This is a genomic window from Microbacterium karelineae, from assembly GCF_009745985.1.
In the GTDB taxonomy this organism is placed as follows: Bacteria; Actinomycetota; Actinomycetes; order Actinomycetales; family Microbacteriaceae; genus Microbacterium; species Microbacterium karelineae.
Genome location: NZ_WFIX01000175.1, coordinates 407,361 through 424,731, shown reverse-complemented (window position 1 = coordinate 424,731; position 17,371 = coordinate 407,361). Strand labels below are relative to the sequence as shown.

The window sequence follows — 17,371 nt, the reverse complement described above, 5'->3', positions numbered from 1 at the left end:
CGCACAGTATCGGCATGACCGCATATGACACCATCACCCGCACCGCAGCCGCCGCCGGCACCTGGACCATCGGCGACCAGGCCGTCAGCCGCCTCGGATTCGGCGCCATGCGCCTGACCGGCATGCCGTGGGACGAGCGCCCGCGCGACCGCGGCGCGTCGATCGCCGTCGTGCGCCGCGCCGTCGAGCTCGGCGTCAACCACATCGACACGGCCGCCTTCTACTTCGTCGCCACCCGATCCGCCAACGAGATCATCGGCGCGGCCCTGACGCCGTTCCCTGATGACGTCCTCATCGCGACGAAGGTCGGCCCGTCGCGGGGCCGCTCGTCCGCCTTCGAGTTCGAGCCCTACGCACGGCCCGCACAGCTTCGCGAACAGGTGGAGGAGAACATCCGGCAGCTCGGAGTGGACGCACTCGGCCTCGTGAATCTCCGTTGGGGATCCGGGCTCGAGAAGGAGGTGGGATCCGTCGCGGATCACGTCGGCGCCCTCCTCGAACTGCGTGACGCCGGACTGCTGCGCAGCATCGGCGTCTCGAACGTCTCGGCGGATCAGCTCGCCGAGGCGAACTCGATCGCGCCCATCGCGAGCGTGCAGAACCGGTACGGCCTGACGGAGCGGGCGGACAACGAGGTGCTGGCGCTCGCCCGCGCACACGGGGTCGCGTTCGTCCCGTTCTTCTCAATGGGGAGCGCGGTGCCCCATGCCGTGCCCGGCGGCGCCGCAGACGTGACGGGCGCCTCGGTCGTCGCGGACATCGCGGCGGCCCACGGCGCGACGCCGACCCAGATCCGGCTCGCCTGGACCCTGCATCAGGGCGAGAACGTCCTGGCCATCCCCGGCACGGGCGACATCCGCCACCTCGAGGAGAACATCGCGGCGGGATCCATCCGCCTGACCGATGGGGATCTCGCCGCCCTCGACGCGATCGCCCCGCCCGCGTGAGCTGACTCCCGCCCCGACGACAAGAGGCCGCCCCCGTCATGTGACGGGGGCGGCCTCTCGAATCGGTGGATCTGAGGGGACTCGAACCCCTGACCCCCTGCATGCCATGCAGGTGCGCTACCAGCTGCGCCACAGACCCGTTTTCAGTTTCGCTTCCCTCGCGGGCAACTCATACAGCCTACAACAGCTCTCGAGTTCAGGCGAAATCCGACGCGTCCGACGGGCGTGTCGGCAGCTCGAACGGCACGGTCGGGCAGTCCTTCCAGAGACGCTCGAGGCCGTAGTACTCGCGCTCCTCGCGGTGGAAGACGTGCACGACGAGGTCGCCGAAGTCGCACAGGATCCAGCGGCCCTGCGCCTTGCCCTCGCGCCGCAGCAGCTTGTGCCCGGCCTGGTGGAGCTCGCGCTCGATCTCGTCCGAGATCGCCGCCACATTCCGCTCGGAGCGCCCGGTGACGACGAGGAAGATGTCCGCGAGGGGCATCGGCACCGACACGTCGAGCGCGACCAGGTCCTCGCCGCCCATCTTGTCGGCCGCCGTCGCGGCGGTCTGGAGCATGTCGACAGAAGAGGGGTTCACGAGTTGAAGACTCCGGTGAAGTAGAGGGTGGCGAGCGTTCCGATGGCGAGGATCCCGAGGACGCCCGCCGTGATCCCGAGGCCGAAGAGCAGTCCGCGCCCCTTCTCGGGCGTCGGCGGGCGCAGGACCTCGTGCGCGCTCTTCTGCGTGGAGATGGCGGACGAGGCGGCGATCGGCGTGGGCGACGAACTCGCCGGCAGCTCGCCGTCGATGAGGACCGCGTCGACCTCTCGGCCGTCGGTCGTGCCCTTCGCGGCACCCTGCGAGCCAAGGCCCTCGGGCAGACGGTGCGAGCTCGTCATGATGATCGAGCTCGGCGAGGTCGTCGCGTACTGCTCCATGAGGTCGTCGAACGACGCGGCATCCGGTTCGCCCCGCGGTGCGACGACGCCGGCGCCGAACGTCGGGCTCAGCGCGGGAGCATCGGAGACGCCCTCCGGTGCCCACTCGTCGGCCGTCGAATCGCTCGCGTCCGCTTCGTCCGGCGTATCCTCAGCGGCCGGCGCAGGATCCTCAGCGGTGATCACATCGCCGTCGACCTCGCCCGAGTTGTCCTCGGCGAGCTCACCTGAGCCTTCGGCGGCCCGCTCCGGAACGTCGTCGACGGGTTCGTGCGCGGGCTCGCTCGATGCGTCATCCGTCGCCTCATCGTCATGCGACTGCTCGTCGTCGGGCACGACGATCGCCTCGATGGACTGCGGGTGACGCTCCCCCGCGATGTCCTCGGACTCCGCGGCATCCACGGCGCCCTCGGGCGACACGATCGGCACCTCGTTGGTGCGCAGCCGCCGGAGCTCCTTGCGCGTGAGGGCACGCGGCTCCTCGGCCTCGAGCGGAACGCTCGCGACGACGTGAGGAGCCGGCGCGGCGGTGGGCTGCTCCGCGGCAGCCGCGTCGAGGGCCTCGCGAACGGCGCTCTCGCCGCCCTTCGCGCGCAGCTCACGCAGCTCGCGTCGTGTCAGCGGCCTGCTTCCCTGCTCGCCGGATGTGCTCATGCCCTGCTCCGATAGAGGTGATGTTTGGCGATGTACTGGACCACGCCGTCGGGAACGAGATACCACACGGGCGATCCCCCTTCGACGCGAGCCCGGCAATCAGTCGACGATATCGCCAGCGCCGGGATCTCGAGGACACTGACGCGATCTTCCGGGAGATCTCTGATGTCGAGGTCGTGGCCGGGGCGGGTGACGGCGACGAAATGCGCGAGCTCCCACAGCTCATGATGATCGCGCCAGCTGAGAATCTGCGCCACGGCATCGGCACCCGTGATGAAGAAGAACTCCGCTCCGGGTCGCTCGCGGTGCAGGTCGCGCAGCGTGTCGACCGTGTAGGTCGGGCCGGCGCGATCGACGTCGACCCTGCTCACCGTGAAGTGCGGGTTCGACGCGGTCGCGATCACGGTCATCTCGTAGCGCTGCTGCGCGGGAGACACCTCGGGCTTGTGCCATGGCGTCCCCGTGGGGACGAAGATGACCTCGTCGAGGTCGAAGCTCGTCGCGACCTCGCTCGCGGCCACGAGGTGGCCGTGGTGGATGGGGTCGAACGTTCCGCCCATCACACCGATGCGAACGGATCGCGACGATTCGGTCACTGGCCCGCCGAGTGCTTCTCGTCCGTGTGCGGGACCGGATCCGCATGGCGGTTCGCGACGTTGCGGTACGACGCCGCGACGAGCGCGAGCACGCCGAAGACGGCGATCGCCACGATCCCGTAGGGAAGCGTCTCGAGCGCCACATTGCCGTGGTGCTCGGACTCGGCCGCGATGGTCGCAAGCGCGGAGGCGATGTGCATCCTGACTCCGTTCGAATGATGTGGAAATCGTCGCCCCTCAGCCTATCGCCTGAGGGGCACCGCCCCCGTCAGGGGCGGATCTGGCCGGACCCGCGTCCGACCCACTTGGTGCTCGTGAGCTCGGGGAGTCCCATCGGCCCGCGCGCGTGGAGCTTCTGCGTCGAGATGCCCACCTCCGCGCCGAAACCGTACTCTCCGCCATCGGTGAAGCGCGTCGACGCGTTGACGTAGACGGCCGCCGAATCGACCTCGGTGAGGAACCGTTCCGCGTTGCGCACATCCGCCGTGACGATCGTCTCGGTGTGGTGTGTGCTGTAGCGGTCGATGTGGTCGATCGCCTCGTCGAGCGTGTCGACGACCTTCATCGAGACGTCGAGGCTGAGGTACTCGGTGCCCCAGTCCTCCTCCGTCGCCGGCACGATGTCGCCCGCGAGGGCCTGGACGGTCTCGTCGCCGTGCACCGTCACGCCGGCGGCCTGCAGCGCGCCGACCACGAGCGGGACGAGGCGCTCGGCGCCCTCGCGGAGCACGAGCACGCTCTCCGCCGAGTTGCACACGCTCACGCGATGGGTCTTCGAGTTCACCGTGATGTCGCGCGCCCAGTCGTCGGGTGCCGACGCATCGAGCACGACGTGCACGTTGCCGGCGCCCGTCTCGATCACCGGGACGGTGGACTGCGTCACGACCGTCTCGATGAGGCCCGCGGATCCGCGCGGCACGAGCACGTCGATGAAGCCGCGCCCCGTCATGAGGGCGTTGGCGCCGTCGCGGCCGAACTCGTCGACGGTCTGGATCGACTCCGGGTCGATCCCCTGCGATGCGAGCGCGTCGCGCATGACGGATACGAGCGCCATGTTCGAGCTCATCGCGGCGCTGCCGCCCCGGAGGACGACCGCGTTGCCCGATCGGAGCGCGAGCGCCGCGATGTCGACGGTCACGTTCGGGCGCGCCTCATAGATCGCGCCGACCACGCCGAACGGCACGCGCAGCTGCTCGAGGCGGATGCCGTTCGCCATGCGCTCGCCGCGCACGACCTGTCCGACGGGATCCGGCAGGGCCGCGACCTGGCGCGTCGCATCGGCGAGGGCGACGATGCGCTCGGGCGAGAGCGCCAGGCGGTCGAGCAGCGAGTCGCCGATCTGCTTCTCACGCCCGCGGGCGAGGTCCTCGGCGTTCGCCGCGACGATCTTCGCCTCGCTCGCGAGCAGCGCGTCGGCGATCGCGTGGAGCGCGTCGGACTTCTGAGTGCTCGTCAGGCGGGCCACGCCGCGCGCGGCCTGCTTGGCGAGGGCGAAGCGGGCTTCGGGTGCGTCGGTGGGGGTCACTGGTGCTCCTCGTGCTCGTCGTCCTGCAGGATGACGGAGATCGCCTCCGTCTTGGGGTGCGTCGTCTCGGCCGGCGCGAACCAGGTTCCCACGTCGTGGCCCGCGAGCGCGTCGGCGATGTTGTCGGCGCTCGTCACGAGAGCGCCGACGCCGTGCTCCTGTGCGAGCCTCCCGGCCGTGGCCTTCGTGGCCGCACCGCCGGTGCCGACGCTGTTGACGACCTTGCCGCCGAACTCGAACTGGCGCAGGTCGTCATCGGCGGCGATCGTGTCGATCGGGCGCGAACCCTCGCGGTCCGGTGGCGATGTGTACAGGGCGGTGATGTCGCTGAGGAGGACGAGGGCGTCGGCTTTCATGAGGTGGGCGACGAGGGCCGAGAGGCGATCGTTGTCGCCGAAGCGGATCTCGTGCGTCGCGACGGTGTCGTTCTCGTTCACAATCGGCAGCACGCCCAGGGTGAGCATGCGGTCGATCGCGCGTCGTGCATTGCTCCGCGGCGTGCTGTTCTGCAGGTCGCTGAGCGTCAGCAGCACCTGCCCCGCCAGCACGCCGAAGCGATCGAGGCTCGACTGCCAGCGCCACAGGAGGACGTTCTGACCGACGGCCGCCGCCGCCTGCTGCGTCGCGAGATCGGTCGGCTTGCCCGTGCCCAGATCCATGAGCGACACCGCGGTCGCGATCGCGCCCGACGACACGAGGATGATCTCCTGCCCCCGAGATCGCGCCTCGATGATCGCGTCCGCGAGCATGTCGATGCGCCACGATGCGTCGCCGCTGATCGACGATGAGCCGACCTTGACGACGATCCTCTTCGCAGTTGCCAGATCCTGACGTGCCTGTGCCGTCACTGGGTATCATCCATCCCTTCGAAAGCCGACTCGTCTCCGCGAGCGAGCCGTCGTTCCTCTTCGAGTGCGCGCTCGATCGTGCGCGCATCCTGCCTGGCCTTGTAGGCGTCGCGCCGCTCGGACGTGGTGCGGCGACGATTGCCCTCGAGACGGGGATCCGTTCCGCGCGGCGCCTGCGTCAGCTCGGCCGCCGAGCTGAGGGACGGATCCCAGTCGAACACGATGCCGTCGTCGTCTCCGATGACGACCGGCGAACCCGGCACCGCACCCGCGCGGACGAGCGCGTCCTCGATGCCGATCTTCTCGAGGCGGTCGGCGAGATATCCGACGGCCTCGTCGTTCTGGAAGTCGGTCTGCTGCACCCATCGCTCGGGCTTCTCGCCGCGGATGCGGAAGGTCGTGCCGTATGTGCCGCCCTCGGCCGTCACGGTGAACTCACGCTGCGAGCCCTTCGGGCGGATGATCACGCGCTCGCGTGGCTCGTCGGTCGCCGTCGCGGCGCGATGCTCCTCGACGATCTGGGCGAGGGCGAAGGTGAGCTCACGCAGTCCTCGGCGCGCGACGGTCGAGATCTCGAAGACGCGATAGCCGAGGTCCTCGATGTCGGCGCGCACGAACGCGGCGAGCTCCTCGGCCTCCGGCACGTCGATCTTGTTCAGCACGACCAGCTGCGGACGCTCGAGCAGCGGGATCTGCCCTTCCGGCACGGGGTAATTGCCGAGCTCGCGCCTGATCGTCTCGAGGTCGCTCAGGGGGTCGCGCCCCGGCTCGAGCGTGGCGCAGTCGAGCACGTGCACGAGTGCCGTGCAGCGCTCGACGTGGCGCAGGAACTCGAGGCCGAGCCCGCGGCCATCGCTCGCCCCCTCGATGAGGCCCGGGACATCCGCGACCGTGAACCGGTCGTCGCCCGCCTGCACGACGCCGAGGTTCGGGTGCAGTGTCGTGAACGGATAGTCGGCGATCTTCGGGCGGGCGGCCGACACGGCCGCCACCAGGCTCGACTTGCCCGCGGAGGGGAATCCGACGAGCGCGACATCGGCGAGCGTCTTGAGCTCGAGCACGAGGTCGCCCTCCCAGCCCGGCGTCCCCAGGAGCGCGAAGCCGGGCGCCTTGCGCTTCGGCGACGACAGTGCGGCGTTGCCGAGGCCGCCCTGACCGCCGGGCGCCGCGATGAACCGCATGCCCGGCTCGTCGAGATCGACGAGCATCTCGCCGGACGGATCCTTCACGACCGTGCCGACGGGGACGGGCAGCTCGAGGGTCGCGCCGTGCGCGCCGGAGCGCATATCGCCCATCCCGAAGCCACCGTTCTCGGACCGGCGATGCGGCGAGTGGTGATATGCGAGCAGGGTCGTCGTCTGCGTGTCGGCGACGAGCACGATGTCGCCGCCGTCGCCGCCGTTGCCGCCGTCGGGGCCGGCGAGCGGCTTGAACTTCTCACGGTGCACCGACACGCAGCCGTTGCCGCCGCTGCCCGCGCGCAGGTGCAGGGTGACCTCGTCCACGAACGTGACCATGGAGCCTCTTCTCGACCTTCGGGGCACGATGACCCCACGATGATGTGCGCCGACTCACCGGCGCTACGCAGAACGGGGGCGAGCTTCAGCCCGCCCCCGTTCCGGATGCAGATTGCGTGTGATGCCTGCGATTACTCGGCTGCGGCCACCACGTTGACGACCTTGCGGCCGCCCTTGTTGCCGAACTCGACCGCGCCCGCCGCGAGGGCGAACAGCGTGTCGTCTCCGCCACGGCCGACGTTCGCGCCGGGGTGGAAGTGCGTTCCGCGCTGGCGGACGAGGATCTCGCCTGCGTTGACGTCCTGACCGCCGAAGCGCTTCACGCCGAGGCGCTGCGCGTTCGAGTCACGACCGTTGCGAGTGGAGCTCGCGCCCTTCTTATGTGCCATGTCAGCCTCTCCGCCTTACTTGATGCCGGTGACCTTGACGCGCGTGAGCTCCTGACGGTGGCCCTGGCGCTTCTTGTAACCGGTCTTGTTCTTGAACTTCTGGATGACGATCTTCGGGCCGCGGAGGTCGTTCAGGACCTCGGCCGTGACCGTGACCTTCGACAGCGCGTCGGCGTCGGTCGTCACGTTGTCGCCGTCGACGAAGAGGACGGCGGGCAGCTCGATCGACTCACCCTCGGCAGCCTGGACACGGTCGAGCGTGATCACCGAGCCGACCTCGACCTTCTCCTGCCGGCCACCGGCGCGAACAACTGCGTAAACCACGTTGATACCTGTTTCATTGGGGACAGCCCTGGGGCCATCCGAATCTCACGGGAAGTCTGGGTGCCGTGCTCCGAGGGAACCGAGCGTGGCACTCACTGTCTGCGCCGCACTGGATGTGCGGGGTGCATCCACGTTGTTTCCGTCGCGCCGCCAGTGGGAGAGCGCGCGACAGGGGACGCACCAACGGTTCACTTTACCTGATCCCCTCGGGAATCTCCGAATCACGGGCGGCGGCGCGTCGCACGAACGGGCCCGCCCCTCGCCCGCAGTTCTATGCTGGCGCATATGGTGATCCTCGTCGACAGCCCCCTCTGGCCCGCACACGGCCGCATGTGGTCGCATCTTGTGAGCGACCGCGACCTCGGAGAGCTGCACGCGTTCGCGGCGCGCAACGACATCCCGCGCCGCGCCTTCGACCTCGATCACTACGACGTCCCCGAGGAGTCGCTCGAGCGGCTCGTCGCCGCCGGTGCCCGACGGGTCTCGGCCGGAGAGCTCACCCGCGCGCTCATCGCGTCGGGCCTCCGCGTGCGCGCGAAGGACCGCCCGGCGGCGCGCTGAGGCGGCCCCGCGGCGATGCCGCGGGGCCGCCGAGGCGACGTCAGCTCGCGTCGTCGCTCGTCGGGCCGACCGGCACGGCCGTGCCCTGCAGGGCCGCCGTCGTGACGCGTCGACGACCGCGCCCCTGGCCAGGGGCCTTCGGCTCCGGCAGCGCGTCGAGAACCGAGTCGAGCAGGCTCGCGGGCTCGCTCTTGGGCGCCGTGGATCCGCCCTTGTCGGACGCGCGGCGCCGGCGCGGCTTGCGCTGGCGCTCCTCGGGCTGATCGCCCGCTCCGTCTGCGCCGCGCGGGCCCTCGGGGAGCACGCCGGCGAGCTGGTCGAGTGACGCGGGCGCGACGGCCGGCGTCGCGCGCGGTGCATCGGCCACGGGCGAGTCGTCCTTCACGATCGTCGATGCGGCGATCTTCGCGAGGGCCGACTTCGCACCCTCCGTGTTGACGGGGGCGGCCGGTTCGTCCTTCTGGCTCGCGTGGTCGCCCTTCTGCGACCCGCCGCGCGACTTCCCGCCGCCGTTCGATCCGCCGCTCGAGCCGCCGCTCGATCCTCCGCGTGTGCGACGACCGCCGTTCGGGCGGTGCTTCGCGACGGGGTCGTGGTGCACGATGACGCCGCGTCCCGCACACACGTCGCAGGGCTCGCTGAAGGTCTCGAGCAGCCCGAGACCCAGCTTCTTGCGCGTCATCTGCACGAGACCGAGCGAGGTCACCTCGGCGACCTGGTGCTTGGTGCGGTCGCGGCTGAGGCACTCGACGAGGCGACGCAGCACGAGATCGCGGTTCGACTCGAGCACCATGTCGATGAAGTCGACGACGATGATGCCGCCGATGTCGCGCAGGCGCAGCTGGCGGACGATCTCCTCGGCGGCCTCGAGGTTGTTCTTCGTGACCGTCTCCTCGAGATTCCCACCCGAGCCGACGAACTTGCCGGTGTTCACGTCGATGACCGTCATCGCCTCGGTGCGGTCGATCACGAGGGACCCGCCAGACGGCAGCCACACCTTGCGGTCGAGCGCCTTCTCGATCTGCTCCGTGATCCGGTGCTCGTCGAACGGGTCGCCGTCGCCGGCGTGCTCCTCGACGCGCTCGAGCAGGTCGGGAGCGACCGACTCGAGGTAGTTCGCGATGGTGCTCTGCGCGTCCGAGCCCTGGATGATCATCTTCTGGAAGTCCTCGTTGAAGACGTCGCGGACGATCTTCACGAGGAGGTCGGGCTCGCTGTGCAGCAGGTTCGGGGCCGTGCCCTTCTCGACCTGCTTCTGGATGTGCTCCCACTGCTGCGCGAGCCGCGTGACGTCGCGCGTGAGCTGCTCCTCGGTCGCCCCCTCGGCCGCCGTGCGCACGATGACGCCCGCCGACTCCGGAAGGACCTTCTTGAGGATCTTCTTGAGGCGCGAGCGCTCCGTGTCGGGGAGCTTGCGCGAGATGCCGTTCATCGATCCGCCCGGCACGTACACGAGGTAGCGGCCCGGCAGCGAGATCTGGCTCGTGAGGCGGGCGCCCTTGTGGCCGACGGGATCCTTCGTGACCTGCACGAGCACCTTGTCGCCCGGCTTCAGCGCGAGCTCGATGCGGCGGGGCTGGTTGCCGGTCTCGACGGCGTCCCAGTCGACCTCGCCCGAGTAGAGCACGGCGTTGCGGCCCCGCCCGATGTCGACGAACGCGGCCTCCATACTCGGGAGCACGTTCTGGACGCGGCCGAGGTACACGTTCCCGATGAGGGACGCGTCCTGTGCGCGCGCCACATAGTGCTCGACGAGCACGCCGTCCTCGAGCACCCCGATCTGCGTGCGGCTCTGCTTCGACCGCACGATCATCTGGCGATCGACGGATTCGCGGCGGGCGAGGAACTCGGCCTCCGTGACCACGGTCCGACGCCGACCCGCGTCGCGACCGTCGCGGCGACGCTGCTTCTTCGCCTCGAGGCGCGTGGATCCCTTGATCCGCTGCGGCTCGTCGATGACCTCCACGACGCGCTTGCGGGGGGCGGAGTCGCCGCTGTCATCCGATCCGGATCCGCCACGGCGCCGGCGACGACGCGACGAACGGCCGCCGTCGTCCTGGCGCTCGTCCTCCTGCTGCGGAAGGTCGAGCTCCTCGAGCTGCGGGAGGAGGCGCACGTCGGGCGCGTAGAAGCTGAGCGCCGTCGACACGCGCGAGACAAAGTTCTCGGGCAGCAGACCGAGGCTGACCGCAGTGGGGATCACGGGCTCCTCCGACTGGGCCTCATCGGGGGCGGGCGTGCCGCCGCCCGAGACGGCGCGGGGGGCCTCGGATCCGCCCGATTCGGCGCCCTCTGTCGGCGCGTCGGCGGCGTGGCCGTCTGGATCGGCCGGCGCCGCGGGCGGCTCCGGAGCCGGTGTCGGCGCGTGCTCCCCCGTCGTCGTGTCGGCCTGCGGTGTCGTGTCGTTGTTGTCTTCAGCCATCTCTGGCGAACTCCCTGCACGGGCGGTCTCTCACCCGTGGAAATCGTGCTGACTCTCGCGTGGCGGAGCAGCTTCTCACTGGTCAGCGACCGGCCTGGTCGGCTCTGGTCGCGCGGAGCATCCGTTGCTCCGAAGTCTTCTTCTCAGGCTCCCCGGGGCGCGTGCGCGGCGAGGATCCAGAGTCATTATCTCACCTTGGCGTCGATCCGCGCATTCTCATGGCACTCCCGGCCCTCGGCGCGTCGCATCGGCCCGCTCGATGGGAGACTGGATCCATGCAGCAGACGCAGAAGCGCCCCACCGCTCTCGCCATCTGGCTCGTCGTGGCCGGCATCGTCGGCATCGGCGCGGCGTTCGCCCTGACGCTCGAGAAGATCGCAGTCCTCGAGGATCCGACGCACGTGGCCGGCTGCGACTTCAGCATCCTCGTGCAGTGCGGCGCGAACCTCGACTCGGCGCAGGGGTCCGCCTTCGGCTTCCCGAACCCGCTCATCGGCCTGGTCGGCTGGATGGCGCCGGTCGTCGTCGGGATGGCGATCCTCGCCGGCGCCCGCTTCGCGAAATGGTTCTGGGTGCTCTTCACGGTGGGCATGACGTTCGCATTCGGCTTCGTGTGCTGGCTCATCTGGCAGAGCATCTTCTTCATCGGCACGCTCTGCCCCTGGTGCATGGCCACCTGGGTCGTGACGATCCCGTCGTTCTACGCGGTGCTGCTGCACAGCGTGCGCATCGGCGCGATCCCGCTCCCGGCGGGAGCGCGGAAGGCCGCCGACTCGCTCATGGCGTGGCTTCCGCTCCTCGCGACCGTGTCGTATGTCGTCATCGCGGTCCTCGCGGCCGTGCGGCTGCCGCTGCTCGAGCAGCTCTTCGGCTGACGCCGGAACGACGAACGGCGCCCCGCATCTCGTGGGGCGCCGTTCGTCTGTCGCGTGGTCAGCTGAACCAGAGCGCGAGCTCGCGCGCCGCCGACTCGTGGCTGTCCGAGCCGTGCACGAGGTTCTGCTGGACCTTGAGGCCCCAGTCGCGGCCGAGGTCGCCGCGGATCGTCCCCGGCGCGGCCGTCGTCGGCTCGGTCGCGCCGGCGAGCGAGCGGAAGCCCTCGATGACGCGATGTCCCGCCACGCGCACCGCGACGACATCGCCGGACGACATGAACTCGACGAGCGGCTCGTAGAAGGGCTTGCTCTCGTGCTCGGCGTAGTGCGCGGCGAGCACCTCGCGGCCGGGCGTGAGCTTGCGGATGTCGACGATCTCGTATCCCTTCGCCTCGATGCGGGCGAGGATCTGGCCGGTCAGGCCGCGCGCGACGCCGTCGGGCTTGACGAGGACGAGGGTCTCTTCTGTGGCCATGGGGAAGCCTTCCTGTGTCGGGGAGGGGACGCACCGAACCTATCGCGGCGACGCTACGGCGTGTCTGGGAGGTCGCCGCCCGCCGCGGAGCGCTGCGCCTGGACCCGGCGCTCGATCCGCGCACCGCCGATCATGGCGTAGGCCCACATCGCGCCGAAGATGATCGTCACGAGCAGGATCGAGGGAACGAGGAGCGCGCCGAGCGCGATCACGCCCTGGAGGATCCAGCCGGTCACGCGCGCCCATCGCCACCGGAGCGCCCCGCTCAGGGCGAGCAGGACGACGAGCATGACGGCGCCCGCGACGATCCCCCACCACGGCGGCACCGAGGAGGGCAGGGCGCGCAGGCCGAAGATGACGAGCCCCGCGAGGAACACGACGATCGCCTCGAACCCGAGGACGACGGATCCGATCTTCTCGGGCAGGGTGCGATAGCGGCGGGCGCGGGGAGCGGCGGCGGTCATCTAGGCCTTCCACTCCTCGACGCGCGCGAGGGCGATCGCCTCGCCGCCGAGGACGATGGATCCGGCGACGACGATCGCGCGCCGCTCCCCCTCCTCGGCCCATTCGCGTGCCGCGTCCATCGCCTCGGCGATGTTCGCGTGCACAGTCGGACGCAGCCCCAGCTCCTCCGCCGCGTCCGCGACCTCATCGGCGGGCGCGGAGCGCTCGGAGTCGGACTGCGTGGCGAACAGGTGGGTCGCGACGGGCTTCAGCGCCTCGATGAGGCCCGCGATGTCCTTATCCGCCATGACACCGAGCACCACGCCCCACTCGTCGAAGTCGAACGCCTCGCGCAGCGCGCTCACGAGGGCGCGCGCGCCGTGCGGGTTGTGCGCCGCGTCGACGATCACGGTCGGCTCCGTGCCGATGAGCTGCAGCCGCCCCGGCGAGGCGACCTCGGCGAAGCCCTGTGTGCGCACGTCACCGGCGATCCGCTGCGCGCCGCCGCCGATGAGCGACTCGACGGCCGCGACCGCAAGGGCCGCGTTGTCGCCCTGGTGGCGGCCGTACAGGGGCAGGTACTCCTCGTCGTACTCCCCCGCGAGACCACGGATCGTCACGAGCTGTCCTCCGACGGCGAGCACATCGCCCGTCACGGCGAACTCGTCGCCCTCGAAGGCGATCGTTGCGCCCTTCTCCGCGGCGACGCGCCGCAGGACCGCCGCGACACCGGGCTCCTGCCGGGCGGAGACGACGTGCGCGCCCGGCTTGATGATGCCCGCCTTGACCTCCGCGATCTCCTCGCGGGTGCTTCCGAGGCGGCTCGCGTGGTCCATGTCGACGGGCGTGATGACCGCGACGTCGCCGTCGGCGGTGTTCGTCGAGTCCCAGGCGCCGCCCATGCCGACCTCGAGGACGAGGACGTCGACGGGCGCGTCGGCGCAGGCCACGAAGGCGAGCGCCGTGAGCAGTTCGAAGAACGTCAGCGGGTTCTGCCCATCGGCCGCGAGCTCGGCGTCGACGAGCGGCAGGAACGGCTCGATCTCGTCCCACGCGTCGGCGACCGCGTCGTCGGCGATCGGCTCGCCGTCGATGAGGATCCTCTCCGTGAATCGCACGAGGTGCGGGCTCGTGAACAGCCCGGTGCGAAGACCGTGGGCGCGGATCAACGACTCGATGATGCGCGCCGTCGATGTCTTGCCGTTGGTGCCCGTAACGTGCACGACGCGGTAGGTGTGCTGCGGGTCGTCGAGGAACTCGAGCAGGCGCGCCGTGCGTTCGAGGCGCGGCTCGACCCACGCCTCGCCGGCACGGGCGAGGAGCTTCGCGTAGACCGCGTCGGCGCGCTGGATGTCTGAGCCGCTCACAGGGCGCCCCCGATCCGGGCGACGGCGATCGTCACATCACCGGCGTTCGCGTACTTGCCGGCCGGGATCACCTGCTCGAACTCCGCGCCCGCGGTGCCCTCGTCGATCTCGTGCGAGACGGCGAGGGTCTCCCCCGCGACGTCCGCGGCGTCCCACCCGCGGTCGACGGCGGCGCGGTCGTCGGCGAAGGCGAACATGAGCTGCAGGTGGATCCGGTCGCTCACCTCGAAGCCGGCCGACTTTCGCGTGTCCTGGACGGCGCGGATGAGGTCGCGCGCCAGGCCCTCCGCCTCGAGGTCGGGCGTCGTCGTGGTGTCGAGGATCACGAAGCCGCCGCCCGGCAGCGTCGCGATCGCCTCGCCGGCCGGGCGGCCGGACGTGTCGAGCGCGAGCTCGAACTCGCCCGGCTCGAGGGCGATCCCACCCGCCGTCACGACGCCGTCTGCCTCGCTCCAATCGCCGGACTTGGACGCCTTGATGACCTGCTGCACCTGCTTTCCGAGGCGCGGTCCCATCGCGCGCGCGTTGACCGTGAGGCGGCGTGAGATGCCGTACCGCTCCGCAGTGTCGGCGCCCAGCTCGTCGAACTCGACGCGCTTGACGTTCAGTTCGTCGCGCAGGATGTCCTCGAATCGGCTCAGCCCGTCGGATCCGGGCGCCACGACCGTGAGCGATGCCAGCGGCAGGCGCACGCGCAGCTTCTCCTTCTTGCGCAGCGCGTTCGCGACGCTCGACACCTCCCGCACGGCGTCCATCGCCTCGCGGATGTCGGACGCCGCGGGGAACTCGGCCGAGGCCGGCCAGTCGGTCAGGTGCACGCTGCGGCCGCCCGTGAGGCCCTGCCACACGCGCTCCGACACGAGCGGGATCATCGGCGCCGCGATACGGCACAGCGTCTCGAGGACGGTGAAGAGGGTGTCGAACGCCTGCCGACTCGCCGGGTCGTCGGTCACGCCCTCCCAGAAGCGGTCGCGCGAGCGGCGGATGTACCAGTTCGTCAGCACCTCGGCGAAGTCGCGCAGGCGCGCCGACGCGGTCGTCGAGTCGAGGCGCTCGAGGTCGCCCTTCACGGCGTCCGCCAGTTCGCCTGTCAGGGCGAGGATGTAGCGGTCGAGGACATCGGACGACGAGGTCGACCGCTCGGCCTCATACCCGGATCCCCCCTGCCCGCCGGCCGCGTTGGCGTAGGTCGAGAAGAAGTACCACGAGTTCCACAGCGGCAGGAGGAACTCCCGCACGCCCTGGCGGATCCCCTCCTCCGTCACCGAGAGGTTGCCGCCGCGCAGCACGCTCGACGACATGAGGAACCACCGCATGGCGTCGGATCCGTCGCGGTCGAGCACCTCGTTCACGTCGGGGTAGTTGCGCAGCGACTTCGACATCTTCTGGCCGTCGCTGCCGAGCACGATGCCGTGACACGACACGCCCGTATAGGCGGGGCGGTCGAAGAGCGCGCCCGAGAGCACGTGCATGACGTAGAACCACCCGCGGGTCTGGCCGATGTACTCGACGATGAAGTCGGCGGGCGCGTGCGAGTCGAACCAGTCCTTGTTCTCGAACGGGTAGTGCACCTGCGCGAACGGCATTGATCCCGAGTCGAACCACACATCGAAGACGTCCTCGATGCGTCGCATCGTGCTCGTCCCCGTCGGGTCGTCGGGATTCGGGCGCGTCAGCTCGTCGATGTAGGGGCGGTGCATGTCGACCTCGCCCTGCTCGTTCCGCGGCAGGGCACCGAAGTCGCGCTCGATCTCATCGAGCGAGCCGTACACGTCGACGCGCGGGTGATTCGGATCGTCCGACTTCCACACAGGGATCGGCGAGCCCCAGAAGCGATTGCGGCTGATCGACCAGTCGCGCGCGCCCTCGACCCACTTGCCGAACTGGCCGTGCTTGACGTTCTCGGGCGCCCAGGTGATCTGCTCGTTCAGCTCGACGAGGCGGTCCTTGAACTCGGTCACGCGGATGAACCAGCTCGAGACGGCCTTGTAGATGAGCGGGTTCCGGCAGCGCCAGCAGTGCGGGTAGCTGTGGACATACGACTGCAGGCGCAGCAGGCGACCGTCGCCGCGCAGGCGGCGCACGATGTCCATGTTCGCGTCGAGCCACAGATCGCCGGCGAAGTCCGGCACGATGTCGAGGAAGCGCCCATCGTCGCCGAGCGACACGATCGTCGGGATGCCCGCGGCGTCGTTCAGCCGCTTGTCATCCTCACCGTAGGCGGGGGCCTGGTGCACGACGCCCGTGCCATCGCTCGTCGTGACGTAGTCGTCGACGAGGATCTGCCACGCATTCTCGGTTCCCCACGCCTCGGCGTCGACGAAGTAGTCGAACAGGGGCGCGAAACGCACGCCCGCGAGTTCGGCGCCGGCGAGGCGCTTCGTCACGGCGGCCCGCGCGTCGTCGACCTCGGCGTAGCCGAGGTCCTTCGCGTAGCCCGCGAGGAGGTCCTCGGCGAGGAGGAAGGCGGATCCGCGCGCGCCCTCCTTCGCCCCGTCGGGGCCGGCGGGCACCACGACGTAGGCGATGTCGGGACCGACGGCGAGCGAGGAGTTCGTCGGCAGGGTCCACGGGGTCGTCGTCCAGGCGAGCGCCGCGACGCCGTCGAGGCCGAGCGCCGCCGCCCTGTCGCCCGCGAAGGGGAACGTCACCGTCACCGAGGGATCCTGGCGGTCCTGGTACACGTCGTCGTCCATGCGCAGCTCGTGGTTGCTGAGCGGCGTCTGGTCGCGCCAGCAGTATGGCAGCACACGGTATCCCTCGTAGGCGAGGCCCTTGTCGTGCAGCTGCTTGAACGCCCACAGGACGCTCTCCATGTAGCTCGCGTTCAGCGTCTTGTACCCGCGCTCGAAGTCGACCCAGCGCGCCTGGCGGGTGACGTAGTCCTCCCACTCCCGCGTGTAGGCGAGGACCGATTCTCGCGCCTTCGCGTTGAAGGCGTCGATCCCCATCTGCTCGATCTCGCTCTTCTCCGTGATGCCGAGCTGCTTCATCGCCTCGAGCTCGGCCGGGAGCCCGTGCGTGTCCCAGCCGAAGACGCGATCGACCTTCTGCCCGAGCATCGTGTGGAAGCGCGGGAAGAGGTCCTTCGCGTATCCCGTGAGCAGGTGCCCGTAGTGGGGCAGGCCGTTCGCGAACGGCGGGCCGTCATAGAAGACCCACTCGTCGGCGCCCTCGCGCTGCGCGATCGACGCGCGGAAGGTGTCGTCCTGCTTCCAGAACTCGAGGATCTCCTCCTCGATCTCGGGGAAGCGCGGCGAGGGGGTGACGGCATCCGCGGCGGGGCCGAACGCGCTCTTCGGGTAGGTCATCTCACTCCAGCAGTCTCGTATGTCACGAACTGCGAGGACGACGCTCTGCCGATCGCCCGGCAGGGGCCGCGGTACCACCCCGCGTTGCATCGCGCGCGATGCCCCTCTCACTGCAGCTGTGACGGGCCTGCCCCGCGCGGTTCTACTGGGCTGCGAGCAGCCGTTCTTCCGCGAGCTCCCCGGTGATGGCCGGAT

17 protein-coding genes and 1 tRNA gene are annotated in these 17,371 nt (G+C 70.0%); 3 read left to right on the top strand and 15 right to left on the bottom strand.

Annotated elements, in window-relative coordinates:
• Nucleotides 1-14: 14 nt before the first annotated feature.
• Entirely contained in the window at nucleotides 15-947 is a 933-nt protein-coding gene (locus GB932_RS05485) for an aldo/keto reductase (protein ID WP_156759671.1), read from the top strand.
• Nucleotides 948-1,013: 66 nt separating this feature from the next.
• Here the strand turns inward: GB932_RS05485 and GB932_RS05480 are convergent.
• The 10 genes from GB932_RS05480 to rplU form a co-directional block, all read right to left on the bottom strand.
• A tRNA-Ala gene (locus GB932_RS05480) sits at nucleotides 1,014-1,086 on the bottom strand.
• Between the two features lie 57 nt (nucleotides 1,087-1,143).
• On the bottom strand, nucleotides 1,144-1,506 hold the full coding sequence (rsfS, locus tag GB932_RS05475) for a ribosome silencing factor (protein WP_156759804.1): 363 nt from the start codon (nucleotides 1,504-1,506) through the stop codon (nucleotides 1,144-1,146).
• 17 nt (nucleotides 1,507-1,523) lie between these two features.
• Nucleotides 1,524-2,522 carry a hypothetical protein gene (locus tag GB932_RS05470; protein ID WP_156759670.1) on the bottom strand — a complete coding sequence of 333 codons (999 nt, stop codon included), beginning with the start codon at nucleotides 2,520-2,522 and terminating at the stop codon, nucleotides 1,524-1,526.
• Nucleotides 2,519-3,118 (bottom strand): nicotinate-nucleotide adenylyltransferase, encoded by a 600-nt coding sequence (gene nadD / locus GB932_RS05465; protein WP_156759669.1) that lies wholly within the window; start codon nucleotides 3,116-3,118, stop codon nucleotides 2,519-2,521. The genes GB932_RS05470 and nadD overlap by 4 nt, the downstream gene beginning before the upstream one ends.
• Entirely contained in the window at nucleotides 3,115-3,318 is a 204-nt protein-coding gene (locus GB932_RS05460; protein ID WP_156759668.1) for a hypothetical protein, read from the bottom strand. The genes nadD and GB932_RS05460 overlap by 4 nt, the downstream gene beginning before the upstream one ends.
• Before the next feature lie 68 nt (nucleotides 3,319-3,386).
• Nucleotides 3,387-4,643 (bottom strand): glutamate-5-semialdehyde dehydrogenase, encoded by a 1,257-nt coding sequence (locus GB932_RS05455; protein ID WP_156759667.1) that lies wholly within the window; start codon nucleotides 4,641-4,643, stop codon nucleotides 3,387-3,389.
• Nucleotides 4,640-5,491: a glutamate 5-kinase gene (gene proB / locus GB932_RS05450; RefSeq protein ID WP_156759666.1), complete on the bottom strand. Its 852-nt coding sequence runs from the start codon at nucleotides 5,489-5,491 to the stop codon at nucleotides 4,640-4,642. Before proB ends, GB932_RS05455 begins: the two co-directional genes overlap by 4 nt.
• Nucleotides 5,488-7,008, bottom strand: a complete 1,521-nt coding sequence (gene obgE, locus GB932_RS05445; RefSeq protein WP_156759665.1) for a GTPase ObgE — start codon at nucleotides 7,006-7,008, stop codon at nucleotides 5,488-5,490. The genes proB and obgE overlap by 4 nt, the downstream gene beginning before the upstream one ends.
• A 131-nt stretch (nucleotides 7,009-7,139) precedes the next feature.
• Nucleotides 7,140-7,397 carry a 50S ribosomal protein L27 gene (gene rpmA, locus GB932_RS05440; protein ID WP_029149810.1) on the bottom strand — a complete coding sequence of 86 codons (258 nt, stop codon included), beginning with the start codon at nucleotides 7,395-7,397 and terminating at the stop codon, nucleotides 7,140-7,142.
• 15 nt (nucleotides 7,398-7,412) lie between these two features.
• Nucleotides 7,413-7,721, bottom strand: coding sequence for a 50S ribosomal protein L21 (gene rplU, locus GB932_RS05435; protein ID WP_156759664.1), 309 nt, complete (start codon nucleotides 7,719-7,721; stop codon nucleotides 7,413-7,415).
• 285 nt (nucleotides 7,722-8,006) lie between these two features.
• On the opposite strand from rplU, the gene GB932_RS05430 reads away from it, so the two are divergent.
• Nucleotides 8,007-8,282, top strand: coding sequence for a DUF4031 domain-containing protein (locus tag GB932_RS05430; RefSeq protein ID WP_156759663.1), 276 nt, complete (start codon nucleotides 8,007-8,009; stop codon nucleotides 8,280-8,282).
• Between the two features lie 40 nt (nucleotides 8,283-8,322).
• On the opposite strand, the gene GB932_RS05425 is transcribed toward GB932_RS05430, so the two are convergent.
• Nucleotides 8,323-10,704 (bottom strand): Rne/Rng family ribonuclease, encoded by a 2,382-nt coding sequence (locus GB932_RS05425; protein WP_156759662.1) that lies wholly within the window; start codon nucleotides 10,702-10,704, stop codon nucleotides 8,323-8,325.
• 275 nt (nucleotides 10,705-10,979) lie between these two features.
• On the opposite strand from GB932_RS05425, the gene GB932_RS05420 reads away from it, so the two are divergent.
• Complete coding sequence (locus tag GB932_RS05420) at nucleotides 10,980-11,579, top strand: vitamin K epoxide reductase family protein (protein ID WP_156759661.1); 600 nt, start codon at nucleotides 10,980-10,982, stop codon at nucleotides 11,577-11,579.
• 58 nt (nucleotides 11,580-11,637) lie between these two features.
• On the opposite strand, the gene ndk is transcribed toward GB932_RS05420, so the two are convergent.
• The 4 genes from ndk to ileS are packed head-to-tail and all read right to left on the bottom strand — an operon-like array spanning nucleotide 11,638 to nucleotide 17,176.
• A complete protein-coding gene (gene ndk, locus GB932_RS05415; RefSeq protein ID WP_156759660.1) occupies nucleotides 11,638-12,054 on the bottom strand; it encodes a nucleoside-diphosphate kinase in 417 nt (138 codons plus the stop codon).
• Between the two features lie 53 nt (nucleotides 12,055-12,107).
• On the bottom strand, nucleotides 12,108-12,518 hold the full coding sequence (locus GB932_RS05410) for a DUF4233 domain-containing protein (RefSeq protein WP_156759659.1): 411 nt from the start codon (nucleotides 12,516-12,518) through the stop codon (nucleotides 12,108-12,110).
• Nucleotides 12,519-13,865, bottom strand: coding sequence for a bifunctional folylpolyglutamate synthase/dihydrofolate synthase (locus tag GB932_RS05405; protein WP_156759658.1), 1,347 nt, complete (start codon nucleotides 13,863-13,865; stop codon nucleotides 12,519-12,521).
• Nucleotides 13,862-17,176, bottom strand: a complete 3,315-nt coding sequence (gene ileS, locus GB932_RS05400; protein ID WP_156759657.1) for an isoleucine--tRNA ligase — start codon at nucleotides 17,174-17,176, stop codon at nucleotides 13,862-13,864. Before ileS ends, GB932_RS05405 begins: the two co-directional genes overlap by 4 nt.
• Between the last annotated feature and the right edge of the window lie 195 nt (nucleotides 17,177-17,371).

Coding starts and splice junctions, on each gene's coding strand:
- obgE (WP_156759665.1), bottom strand. CDS start 7,008: ATGGTCACGTTCGTGGACGAGGTCACCCTGCACCTGCGCGCGGGCAGC.
- GB932_RS05420 (WP_156759661.1), top strand. CDS start 10,980: ATGCAGCAGACGCAGAAGCGCCCCACCGCTCTCGCCATCTGGCTCGTC.
- ileS (WP_156759657.1), bottom strand. CDS start 17,176: ATGACCTACCCGAAGAGCGCGTTCGGCCCCGCCGCGGATGCCGTCACC.
- GB932_RS05430 (WP_156759663.1), top strand. CDS start 8,007: ATGGTGATCCTCGTCGACAGCCCCCTCTGGCCCGCACACGGCCGCATG.
- rsfS (WP_156759804.1), bottom strand. CDS start 1,506: ATGCTCCAGACCGCCGCGACGGCGGCCGACAAGATGGGCGGCGAGGAC.
- GB932_RS05460 (WP_156759668.1), bottom strand. CDS start 3,318: ATGCACATCGCCTCCGCGCTTGCGACCATCGCGGCCGAGTCCGAGCAC.
- ndk (WP_156759660.1), bottom strand. CDS start 12,054: ATGGCCACAGAAGAGACCCTCGTCCTCGTCAAGCCCGACGGCGTCGCG.
- GB932_RS05470 (WP_156759670.1), bottom strand. CDS start 2,522: ATGAGCACATCCGGCGAGCAGGGAAGCAGGCCGCTGACACGACGCGAG.
- GB932_RS05485 (WP_156759671.1), top strand. CDS start 15: ATGACCGCATATGACACCATCACCCGCACCGCAGCCGCCGCCGGCACC.
- GB932_RS05410 (WP_156759659.1), bottom strand. CDS start 12,518: ATGACCGCCGCCGCTCCCCGCGCCCGCCGCTATCGCACCCTGCCCGAG.
- rpmA (WP_029149810.1), bottom strand. CDS start 7,397: ATGGCACATAAGAAGGGCGCGAGCTCCACTCGCAACGGTCGTGACTCG.
- GB932_RS05425 (WP_156759662.1), bottom strand. CDS start 10,704: ATGGCTGAAGACAACAACGACACGACACCGCAGGCCGACACGACGACG.